Annotated in this window: 1 protein-coding gene; it reads right to left on the reverse strand. The window is 48.1% G+C overall.

Going from position 1 to position 715, the window contains the following annotated elements:
- Positions 1 to 715, reverse strand: a 715-nt coding sequence (locus R7044_RS25415) for a sulfatase-like hydrolase/transferase (RefSeq protein WP_225456021.1), incomplete at both ends; no start/stop codon positions are given.

Consider the following 715-nt stretch of genomic DNA (forward strand, 5'->3'; position numbering starts at 1 on the left):
AGCTTGAAACGCTTGTCACGCATTGCTAGCAAATCGCCAGCGTCTGACCAGTAGAAGAACTCATCACGAGCAGACTCTTTGTCTTTACCCATCAAGTAATTCATTTGGTTGTAACCATCTAAATGGTTTTTGTATGTGCGATCAGCAGACGATGATTTGTAGCCTTTCAGCAAGTCTTGCTTGATGGTGTTGTTACCCGCCGCAGAAAGCAGTGTTGGGAACCAGTCTTCACCCGCAAAGATGTCGTTTAACTTCGTATTTGGTGCAATGTGCCCAGGCCAACGAACCATTGCTGGTACGCGGAAGCCACCTTCCCAACCTGTGTTTTTCTCACCACGGAAAGGACCAAATGCTGCATCAGGCCAGGTCGCGTTCATCGGGCCGTTATCGGTTGTGTAAATCACGATGGTGTTGTCGGCCACTTTCAGATCATCCAGTTTATCTAGCAACTCACCAACCATGTTGTCGTGCTCTACCATACCATCTGCGTATTCACCCAAACCTGTTGTACGGTTTTCTTCTTTCACATGCGTCCAAATGTGCATGCGTGTTGCGTTGTACCACAAGAAGAACGGCTTGTTCGCTTTAACTTGACGCTCCATGAAATTCATTGCCGCGTCTAGCGTTTCTTGGTCGACCGTTTCCATGCGCTTACGCGTCAAAGGACCTGTGTCTTCAATTTTGCCATCGGCATAAGAATGGATTACGCCACGCG

This window comes from Vibrio sp. 1402 (genome assembly GCF_033340275.1).